Origin of the sequence: Streptomyces niveiscabiei (genome assembly GCF_001419795.1) — a bacterium.
Taxonomy (GTDB): domain Bacteria; phylum Actinomycetota; class Actinomycetes; order Streptomycetales; family Streptomycetaceae; genus Streptomyces; species Streptomyces niveiscabiei.
In genome coordinates this window covers 17,078-27,165 of sequence record NZ_LIRL01000035.1, presented here as the reverse complement: position 1 = coordinate 27,165, position 10,088 = coordinate 17,078, and the positions used below count along the sequence as shown (strand labels likewise).

General features: G+C 71.4%; 10 protein-coding genes. All 10 read right to left on the bottom strand.

The window, feature by feature from the left end; translation table 11 throughout:
• Positions 1-333 precede the first annotated feature (333 nt).
• Positions 334-528 (bottom strand): hypothetical protein, encoded by a 195-nt coding sequence (locus AOK24_RS02555; protein WP_055718400.1) that lies wholly within the window; start codon positions 526-528, stop codon positions 334-336.
• A 39-nt stretch (positions 529-567) separates the two neighbouring features.
• Complete coding sequence (locus tag AOK24_RS02550; protein ID WP_159051774.1) at positions 568-2,862, bottom strand: winged helix-turn-helix domain-containing protein; 2,295 nt, start codon at positions 2,860-2,862, stop codon at positions 568-570.
• 85 nt (positions 2,863-2,947) lie between these two features.
• Complete coding sequence (locus AOK24_RS02545; protein ID WP_055718398.1) at positions 2,948-3,376, bottom strand: hypothetical protein; 429 nt, start codon at positions 3,374-3,376, stop codon at positions 2,948-2,950.
• A gap of 11 nt (positions 3,377-3,387) precedes the next feature.
• Positions 3,388-5,913 carry a hypothetical protein gene (locus tag AOK24_RS02540; protein ID WP_055718397.1) on the bottom strand — a complete coding sequence of 842 codons (2,526 nt, stop codon included), beginning with the start codon at positions 5,911-5,913 and terminating at the stop codon, positions 3,388-3,390.
• A gap of 123 nt (positions 5,914-6,036) precedes the next feature.
• Positions 6,037-6,240 (bottom strand): hypothetical protein, encoded by a 204-nt coding sequence (locus AOK24_RS02535; RefSeq protein WP_055718396.1) that lies wholly within the window; start codon positions 6,238-6,240, stop codon positions 6,037-6,039.
• Positions 6,237-6,797, bottom strand: a complete 561-nt coding sequence (locus AOK24_RS02530; protein WP_055718395.1) for a hypothetical protein — start codon at positions 6,795-6,797, stop codon at positions 6,237-6,239. The genes AOK24_RS02535 and AOK24_RS02530 overlap by 4 nt, the downstream gene beginning before the upstream one ends.
• Before the next feature lie 138 nt (positions 6,798-6,935).
• Positions 6,936-8,657, bottom strand: a complete 1,722-nt coding sequence (locus AOK24_RS02525; protein ID WP_055718394.1) for a DUF2637 domain-containing protein — start codon at positions 8,655-8,657, stop codon at positions 6,936-6,938.
• 241 nt (positions 8,658-8,898) lie between these two features.
• Positions 8,899-9,258 (bottom strand): hypothetical protein, encoded by a 360-nt coding sequence (locus AOK24_RS50175; protein WP_063799373.1) that lies wholly within the window; start codon positions 9,256-9,258, stop codon positions 8,899-8,901.
• 109 nt (positions 9,259-9,367) lie between these two features.
• Positions 9,368-9,685, bottom strand: a complete 318-nt coding sequence (locus AOK24_RS02515) for a WhiB family transcriptional regulator (RefSeq protein ID WP_079056644.1) — start codon at positions 9,683-9,685, stop codon at positions 9,368-9,370.
• Positions 9,686-9,846: 161 nt separating this feature from the next.
• Entirely contained in the window at positions 9,847-10,032 is a 186-nt protein-coding gene (locus AOK24_RS02510; protein ID WP_055718393.1) for a hypothetical protein, read from the bottom strand.
• Positions 10,033-10,088 lie beyond the last annotated feature (56 nt).

The window sequence follows — 10,088 nt, the reverse complement described above, 5'->3', positions numbered from 1 at the left end:
CGGGCGGCCGGAGGTGGTGCGAACGTCCATGAGGTTCTCCGTTTGGGGGCAGGACGGGAGCGCCCTCCCCGCCACAACGGCGGGGAGGGCGCAGGGGGCGGGGGAGCAGAGCGGGCTACTGCGGGTGGGCGGCTTCCTCGAGCGCGGCGAGCGTCGGGTACTGCCAGTACGGCAGCGGCCGGCCCTCGAAGCGGACCTGGATGCCGTTGCGGCGTCCGGTGAGCGCCAGCTGGGTCATCAGCTCGCGGGCCNNGTCGTCGACGACGACCAGGGGGAGCAGGGGGCGGTCCATGCGCGTTCTCCAATCTCTTCGTGCGGTGCGGGTCGGGGTGGTCAGAAGGAGATGGAGCTGACCCAACCGGCGACGGAGGTGATCGCGTTGCGGATGGTCGGGGCGATGCCGGTGGAGGCGAGGCTGAACCCGAACAGCGCGGTGACGACCGTGGGCCAGAACCGCAGGTAGCCGCTGCGCCAGAGGATGACGACGATGATGCCGGTGAGCAGGACAAGGGAGATCGACAGGGCCACGGTGATCGGTTTCCTTCCGAGCTGGGATGTGGTGGGTGGTCAGTTGTCGCGCTGCCAGACGCCGCGCTTGACCGGCTTGGCCAGGCCCTTCGCTTTGAGCTGGGTGCAGGCGTTGCTGACGCTGGAGGGCTGGAAGCCGGGCAGTGCCTCGCGCAGCTCCTTGAGGCTCTTGGGCCCATCGGCGAGCAGCGCGTAGATCTGGTCCTGCAGGCCGGGCTCCTCACCCGGGTCCGGTGCCTCGCCGAACGGCGTGCCGAAGGGCACCTCGAACAGGGCAGGAGCCTCGCCGTCACCGTCGCCTTCCGTGTCGGCCGGCTCGGACGGGGCGCTGGCGTCGGCGCTCTTCTTCGCGCCGCTGAACGCCTGGGCGAGGGTGTCGCAGTCGGCGTAGGGGTTGCTGTGCCGGAGGGTGTAGAGCTCGGCAGCGCCGGCGGCGACCTTGGCCTCGCCGTCGGTGAGGCCGGTGGACGGGTCCTCGCCGTACAGCTCGATCAGGTCGGGGTAGACGCCGTCGACCTTCTGGGCGAAGAAGGTGCGCATGAACTTGGCGCGCCCGTCGAGGAACATGTACGCCATGCCGGCGGTGGACTCGCCGTCCTCGTCGTCCTTGCCGCTGAACAGCGCCTCGATCTGCCCGTTCTCGTAGATCCGGGCGGGGATGTTCTCCATCTGGAAGCCGGTCGGGGCGATGCCGTCCAGGCCCATCTCCTTGGTGGAGGAGGACGCGGTGCGCATGAGGAACAGTGCGCCGACCTTGCCCTGCTGGCGGATCGCGTCGTCGTCGCCCAGGTCCTTGAGGTGCAGGGACTGGACGGCGAGCCGGATGCCGATGCCGACCTTGCGGCCGGTCTTCTGGATGTCGGCGATCAGGTAGGCCGCCAGCTTCCGCATGTCCTCGTCGGGGTGCGAGAGCAGGCGGTTGATCTCATCGAGCGTGATGTTGATGAGCGGCCACGGGCGGTTGAGGGCGAAGTCGCCGCGGCCCATCTCGTTGGAGATCTTCTCGCGGTACTTCATGACCGCGTGCGCCACGGTCAGCATGATCAGCGTTTCCACCGGGCCCTTGGCGAACCAGTCGACCCGGCCCTCCGCCTCAGGCAGGGACATGCCGCCCTGGACGTCGCCGACCCAGGAGACGACGCCGGAGCGCTTCTCCGCGGCGAGGATCAGGTTCTGCAGCACGGACTTGCCCGCGCCGGTGACGCCGGCAGTGATGCCGCGCAGGGCGCCCTGGCTGGGGTCCCACAGCCGCATCCGGGCGGCCTTGCCGTCGTGGCAGATGCCGATGGTGATGCGTCCCTTGTCGTCCATTGTCAGGTCTTCGACGGTGGCCTTGCGGACCTTCATCAGCGGGTTGGTCTTGTAGACGGAGACGACGCCCATGCGGATGCCGTCGGTCTCGATGACCAGCCGGGAGGGGTCGTCGATGCCGAAGGCGGAGCAGATCGCCGTGTGGGGCAGGCGGATCTCCTTGCCCGCCGGGGAGGCGACCAGGAGCACGATCCGGTGGGATTCGGCCCGGTAGTCGACCAGCTGCACGCCGGGGGCGGCTCCGCCGGGCTTGCAGACGGCCATCTCCCACAGTCCGCGCAGTCCCTCCGCTGCCCGTTCGGTGTCCTCGGTGGTGGGGCGGGCGACCATCCGCATGCGGCCGGGCCCGGACCCCTGGACGGGGCGCAGGGCGACGGTGCCGAGCGGGAAGTCGAACGCGGCGGCGAGCTGCGTCTCGGTGTAGTTGGGGACGGCCTTCCCGGCCTGGGCGACGATGACGGCCTCGAAGTCGGGCCGGTCGGTGCGGTAGGGCTGAATGTTGACCAGGCGGGTGTCGCCGCCGGTGGCCTGCGCCCACTTCGCGGCGAGGAACTCCTCGTACGTCACCGGCTCGCGCGGGCCGCCGTCGGCGAGCTGCTCCTGGTGCTCGGTGAGCTCGAGGACCAGGCCCGCGCTGCGGGTGAGCGGGGCCATCCATCCCATCAGGCCCGCCCAGGCGGCCGGGGCGAGGACCTCCCACCAGTTGAAGCCGGGGGTGATCAGGTTCGCCAGGTAGGTGCCGGCGGCGGTCAGGAACGGGATGGAGCGCTGCGCGCGGGTGATGACGTCCAGGCCCTGGTCGGGGTCCTTGGTCTTCGCGTACAGCCAGGCGATCGTGCCGGCGGCGAGGCCGCCGCTGCCGAGGTAGGACAGCACGGAGTCGTCCAGCTGCGGGCCGATGGCGATTCCGGCGGCCGCGAGGGCGTAGGAGGTGCGTTCGGCCAGGACGCGCCGGTAGATGACGTGGCCCGGGACGCTCTTGGGTGTGTCGGCGGCCGGCGCCGCCTGGTCGATGGTGCTCAACACTGCCTCCGTTCATGGGGCGAAAAGGGGAGGGGCCGCGCCCGCCGGGTGGCGGGCGCGGCCCCTCCGCGGGGTGACGGGTTGTTCAGCGGCGGCGGCCGGTGCGCCGGTAGAAGCCGGGCTTGGCCTGCCGGACTCCGGAGCCGTTGGAGGCCTCGTAGCCGGGGCGGTACTCCCGGTCGTGTGCGGAGTTGAAGCCGCGGGCGTCGGTGTCGACGGCGTCGGCGGCGTTCACCATCTCTCCGGATGCCTCCGCGACCCCGTTCAGGGCGGTGGAGCCGTCCATGATCATGGCGGTGAACTGCGGCTCGACTTCGGCCGCGTCGCACATCTCCGACAGGCGGCTGGCCGCGTTGGAGTTGGCCTTCATGTGGGCCCTGAGCAGGTGCATGCCCTCCTTGAGGAAGAGCGCCGACGCTGCGAGGCGGGCGGTCCGGCCGGCCAGGGCGAGGAAGCCGTTGCCGCTGCCGGAGCCGCCACCGACGCCGGGGATGGCGGGGAGGTTGTCGCTCACGGGGGTTCCCCTCAGTTCTCGTTGTGGATACGGGCGGCGGGCACTGCCAGGCCGGAGTCCTCGGTGGCCTGCTGCAGCGGGCGGTAGGCGTCGAACATCGCGTTCTCCGCCGTCTCGCACAGTTCCGCCGCCACCAGCGACTTCGTGGACATCTCGTCGGCCTTGCGGGCCAACAGCTCCATGGACTCCGCGAGCTTGGCCATCGCGGCGCCGGTCAGGCGTCCGATGACGTTGTGCGTGGAGTGCAGGTCGGCGGCGAGTTCGTCCAGCTCGTGCCGGATCTCCCGCGCCTTGGCAGACAGCTTCTTGCACGTCTCGTGCGCCTTGAAGGACTGCTGCGTCAGTTCCTCGAGGACGTCGAGGGTGTCGTCGAGGGTGACCTCGGTCTGGTGCTCCGCGGCCATACCCGCGATGCCGCCGTCTCCCCACATGGCCAGCCAGGTGTCGCGGGTCAGGTCGGGGACAGTGCTCACGCTGCTCTCCTTCGTGCTCGTGCTGGCGGGCAGGCCCGCGGCTGACGTCGCCGGAGCGGCACCGGGGGAGTCGGCCCGCTCGACGGTGATCGGACCGGCCGGGTCGGGGACCGCCGTGGCCATGCCCATCGCCTCGAACGGCGACACCCTCGGCTCGCCGGTACCCGGCACCGTGCCGGGCGCGATGGCTGTCGCTGTAGCGCCTCCGTCGGTGACCGCCACCGGTGCCGCTGGCGGGTCGGCCGACTTCGGCGGCACGGGCGGCGCCGTGGCCGCCCCGGCCAGGGCGGGGCTGGGCACCGGAACGGGACGCGTCCTCATCCGGGCGCGCTTGCGGGCCCGGGCCTTGGCGGTGTCCCAGCGGCCGCCCCTGGCCGGGGCCGTCGCCGCCGGACCGGCGGGCTTGGTTCCCGCGGCCGCCGGGGTCTTCGAACCCGCCTTCTTCTTCGGCTTCTTGACCTTGACCTTCGTCACCACCGGAGACAGCTTCTTGCGGCGGCGCTTGAGACGCTTCTGGGCCGTCTCGTGGATCGACTCGGCCAATGTCGTACGGATGCGCTCGACGGACTTCCTCGCCGCGTCGACCCTCTTGCGGTACTGCCGGTCGAAACGGCGGCACTTGCGGCAGCCGCACATCTCCACGAAGGATGCCGCCAGCGTGCCGTGTGCGATACCCGGCGTCAGCATGACCTTCTTGCCCTTGCGGGACTTTCCGCCCGGAGCCCTGGGCACCGGGGCCGGGCCGGTCCCGTCCTTACGGGAGCGGGTCTCCCTCTTCTTCCCGCCCCGCTTACTGCCGGGCGCTGTGGTTCCCGCGCCGCTGCCGCCCTTCTTCTTCGGTTTCGCCTTCGGACCGGTGCCGGAGGTGGTGGTGCCCGGCTTCTTGCGCAGGATCCCGGACGGACCGGTCGTCCCGCGCGGCGACTTCTTCGTACTGCTCTTCGGCCCGGACGTCGCGCTCTTGCCCCCTCCCAAGCGTTTTGCACCGGTGGGGTCAGGCGTCGTCCTGCCGCCCGAGCCAGGGCTCTTGCCAGGGCTCTTGGTGCTGGGTCCTGTCCCGGAGCCCGGTACGCGCTTCGTGCGGCGACCGCCGGACGAACCACCGGACCCGGAGCCTCCGGGGTCAAGCTTGCGGTTCGTGCTCGCGCTGCCTCCCGAAGAGCCGGAGCCGCTGCCGGAGCTGCGGTTCTTCTTGAGGTTCACGCCGCCGCTGTTGCTCGGGCCCCTGCCGCCGCCAGAACCGCTAGACGAGCCGGGGCTGCGGTTCTTCTTGAGGTTCACGCCGCCGCCCTGCGAACTGCGTTTGAGCGGCGTGATGCCCGAGCCGCCCTTTCCGCCGGAGCTGGAACGGCCGGGACCCGATCCTGAGCCGCCGCCACGGCCACTGCCGGAACCGCCGCCCGAGTTGCCGGGCGACTTCGTCGTCGGCGCGTTGCGCCTGCCACCGCCAGAACCGCTGTACGGCCCGCTGCCGCCCCGCGAGGACCTGCCGGGACCAGGGCCGCCGGAGCGGCCTGCCGGACCTCCAGGGCCCTGCTGGAGGGACTTGCGGCCCCATTCGTGGCTGGGCTGCACCTGCTTCTTCGACCCGCTCCCGGAGCGATCCTTGCCCATGGACGCGGTCTTCGCGACCGCGTCCTGCTGCTCCTTGTTGGCCCGGCGTCCGGCAATGGCGCTGTGGATACCGCGCATCGCGGCCACCGACACCGCGAGGATCGCGGCCAGCGACAGCGCACCCAGGCGCGGTGCAGCGGACTGTGAGGCCTCGGGCCGGAACGTCGCCGGGACCGTCTGCGTGGTCGGGGCGGGGGCCGGATCCGCCTCGGAGTCACCGGTGAACGGGGCCCCGAGACCGGGTTCGGCGAGGGCCGTCAGCATGTCCAGCGGAGACGTCCGGGTCGCGAGTGCAAACGGTTCGGGGGAGTCCTCGGAGACGTCGGCGGGGGCCGCGAACGGCACATCGGCGGTGCCCGGATCGGGCGTCTCCGGAGGGGTTGCGGCGGGCTCGGTGTAGCCCACGCGGGGGAAGTGGATCAAGTTGTTGGGGCCGTCGTCGTCGGCCATGACGTCTCCCTCTCGGAGTTGACAGACGGTCACCGACCGGGGGATCCTCGCGCGCGCACGACACGCGCGCACATGGGGGGCCGCCGGGCGGCGAGGTAGGAGCGGTGATGAAGAAGAACTTCGTCACCCTCCGTTGCGCTTGTAGAAGTCGTGCAGCGTCGCGGTGAGCGCGCGCCACAGGTCGGGCTTGCCGTCGCGTTCGGCCTGGCGGGCCAGGGTCCGGCACGCGTCGTACCAGACCCCGGCTCGCTCCTGATCGTTGGTGGCCTCCGCGATCCGCGCGTTCCAGTGCTTCGCACGGTTTTGCGTCTGCCGAGGCGTCGTCAACGCCGCTCGCCTCCGTTCGGGAAGTAGTCGTTGATCGTGCGGGTCGGGGCGGCGTGGTCACCGCCGGACGCCATCGGCCACTGCTCCCAGGGGCTGTCGGGGGAGACGAACTCCGTCGGCCGCGCCTGCGGGATCTGGCCCGGAACCTGCTCGGTGGGGCCGCCGGTCAGCGACGTCACCGACTTCTCCAGGGACTTCGCGACCGCCGCACCGGCGGCCGCCTGGCGGTTCTGCTTGCGCTCAGCCTTCCGGGCCGCCGCCACCTCCCGGCGCTGAGGGAGCTCCAGGACCTCGTTCTTGTAGGTCGCGTACAGCGCCTCAGCCGCGGACGCGGCGTCCTTCGACGCCTTCTCCATGGCCTTGACCTGCTGCGACACCTTCCGCGCGCGCCACCACTTGGACAGCCACCGGTCACCGTCGATCGGGGTCTGCTCGAGGCGGCGGCGCACGATGTCGGCGATCTGCCCGTACTGCTGGGAGTCCCGCATGTGCTGGTCGCGGATCTTCTCGGTGAAGGCCCGCATGCCTTCGTCCGTGAACAGGGCGTTGATATCCATGAGCTGGGGTTTCTCCTTCTCGGGGCCGGGGGGATCTGGCAGGGTTTGGGGTGGCGTTTCGGCGCCTTCACCGCGCTCCCGAGGCGCTGACTTCGTCTCGGGGGCCGGTGGAACCGTCGAACAGCTCGTTTGTGCAGGTCACTGCCCCGGGCGGTAGCCGCCGGCGAGCAGGTCGGCCGCCTCCTGGCGGTACTTCGAGGCCGTGTCCGTGGAGGACACCGCCGTCTCGCGCTGAACGTCCGCGATCGAGACCACCCGGCACAGCGCGGGCTGGATTTCGTCAGGACCGAGGCCGACCATCACCAGGCCGCCCGCGAGCGCCATGCGCGCGACCTTGCGAACCGACCGCTCGCGCGAGGTGAGCTTCGCCTCGTCTTCCATTTCGACCGCGCGCCGCTCGACTTCGGCGACAGCGAGCCGCGTTTCGGCAGCGGCGAGTTCGGCTTCGGCCTCACGCTTGCGAGCCGCCTGCGTGTTCGCGTCGGCGGTCGCGATGCGCTCGGCTTCCTGCGCCGCCAGTCGGTCAGCTTCGGCAGCGCGGCGGCGCGTTTCGGCAGCGGCCTTCTCCGTTTCGGCAGCGTCCGCGTCAGCTTCGGCAGCAGACTTCCGGGCTTCGGCGATGCTCTTCGTCTCGATCGCCTGAGCCTCCGCCGCGGCGACCCGGTCGGCCTCCGCCGCGAGCCTCCGCTTATCCGCCGCCTGACGCTCCAGCTCGGCTGTCTCCAGATCGGCGGCGGCCTTCGCCTGGCGCTCCTGGGCCTCCTTGCGCTCCGCCTCCGCCTCACGGGCCTTGGCTTCGGCGACGACGGCCGTCTGCAGTGCCGCCTCCTCCAGCTCAGCGGCCCGCTCTGCGGCGCTGACCTGGGCTCGGGCATGGGCGCGGGCCTGGCCGGTCTCGCCTTCCACCCGGGCGCGGACGGCCTCGAGCTGGCCCTGGGCCTCCAGCCGGTCGGCTTCGGCCTTTTTGCGCGCGAGCTCCCGGCGCGTCTCCGCGTCCAGGCGCCGGCGCTCGGCTTCCTCCGCGCGGGCCTCAGCAGCACGTTCCTGCTGCTCAGGCATCGCGAGGGCCTGGGTGACGGTGTAGCCGTGGGCGGCCATCTTCATCGGCAGCAGTTCGTCCTCGGTGGCCTTGCCGAGGTCGCCGTCGTACTTGCGCTTGAGCCACTGCTCGTAGCCGATGAGCTCCTGCTGGCGCCGGATCATCTCCGGGTAGGAGGTGACGTTGTGCAGCCGCATCCGGCGGTAGAACCGCGGGGTGGCAATGGGGGAGAGGATCCAGCGGTGCAGCGGGATCCGGTCGGTGACCGTTCCCGCCTCCAGCCTGGCCTTTTGGATGATCAGGCGGCGGGCGGCCTCGACGCCGATCACGAACAGGATCGGCATGACGCCGTGGCTGGCGGCCTGTACCGGGTCGGTGCCGATGTGGCCCTGTGAGCTGGCGTTGAACCAGATCGTCGCGCCGGTCATGGCGTGCGCGGCCATCCGCAGGAGCGGCCACGGGGTGCCCTTGCGGATCAGGTACAGGTCCAGCGCGAGGAACGCGATGATGCTGGCGTCGACGCCGACCGGGAACCAGGGGGCCAGTTCCTTGCTGAATCCCCAGCTCAGGGCGACCTTGGCCAGGGTGCTGTAGGACATCGCGAAGCCGATGACGCCGACCAGCGTGCCGCCGAACGCGGCGACGAGCGACAGGGCGGTCATCAGCCGGTCGCGGGTGGGCTTGATCGTCTTCCGCTTGTCCGGGCCCGAAACGCCCCGGGCCGTACCCGAAACCTTCTCGGGTGCGCCCGAAGCGCGGCCCGGCGGGTGCGAAGCGGGGGTGTCGGGAGCCGCGCTCTGCGGCATGTCGGTGATCGTCATGAGGGCCTCCGGAAGGGGTCGTTCAGGGCGGGGTCGAAACGGCGGCCGGTGCTCCCGAAACGCGAGGGGTGCGTTCCCGAAACGGCGGCCGGTGCGGACGGTTGATCACGAAACTGGCACCGGCACTACCCGCTCCAGGCACGCGAAAAGGCCGGCCTCCCGAGGGGTGGGCGACCAGTGCGGGGGAGCGTTGCGGGGCGGGCCCGAAACTGCCTGCCGCTCCCGCCGGGCGGGAACGAAATCAGCTCTCGGGGAACCGCGCGCCGTGCCGGATCAGGTCGGCGGTGGTGATGCCGAAGTGGCGGCACCGGTCGATCAGCGGCTGGAGCCTGTCGCTGTCGGCGCGTGTCTCGGGCGAGCCGACGCCGTACCGCTCCTGCGTGGCGAACAGCTCGTTGAGCGCGGTCGCGGTGCGGGCGGCGTGCCGCTCGAAGCGACCCTCGCCAACCCACTCCTCCGCGATGACGTGGAGGGTGGTGCGCCAGCTGCCGCTGTAGTCCTCCGGCCCGATCGGCGGGATGTCGCTGCCGAAGATCGCGAAAGCGGCGGCCTGAGCGGCGGCTTCCGTGGCGGGCTGGAGCGGGGTCATCGTCGTGGCCATGGGGCCTCCCTCGACTGTGGTCCGGGCTGTCCGGCTCCCCTTCACCGCCCGTCCCGGCCGCCGTGGTGCAGCGGTCGGTGCGGGCGGATCAGGCAGCCGCCAGAGCGGATCAGGCAGCGCGGTTGCGGGCCCGCTGGCGGGCGGCGCGGCGCTTCATGGAGCGGCGTTCGTCCTCGCTGAGGCCTCCCCAGACACCGGCGTCCTCGCCGTGCTCCATCGCCCACTGGAGGCAGGTCTCCATCACGGGGCAGCGGCGGCAGACGGCCTTGGCTTCCTCGATCTGGAGCAGCGCCGGGCCGGTGTTGCCGATGGGGAAGAACAGCTCGGGGTCCTCCTCCTTGCAGGCGCTGCGCTCCCGCCAGTTCGTGTTGACCGGCAGGTCGGCGGAGGGGGCGTAGCTGGTGCGTACGATGGACTCGCGATTCATCAGGGCCTCCCAGAAGGTCCAGTGCAGGAACAGCCCCGGGGCGGCCACCCCGGGGCTGTTGCGTGTTGTGGCGGCCGGACGGCCGGAGCGGGCGGGAGCTCCCGGCGCTCTCCGCCGGCCCCGGCCTGGAAGGCGCGGGGACGACGGGCAGGGCCGGGGGATCAGCGCTGCTGCTTCTGGCGTGCGGTGTAGGCGTCCTGGAGGCGGGCGAACCGCTCGTGGATCGGCACCCCCTCCGCGCACGGCGTCTCGCCCTGGCAGGCCGGGCAGTCGGCGGTGTGCTTGGCGGAGTCCTCGAACGCCTTCATGTAGCGGACGAACAGGTCGTCGGTCGGGCGGGCGCTCACCGGTTGTCCCCAGCGCGCTCGTTCTCCGAGCGCCGGTTCTGCTCCCGGTTCTTCTG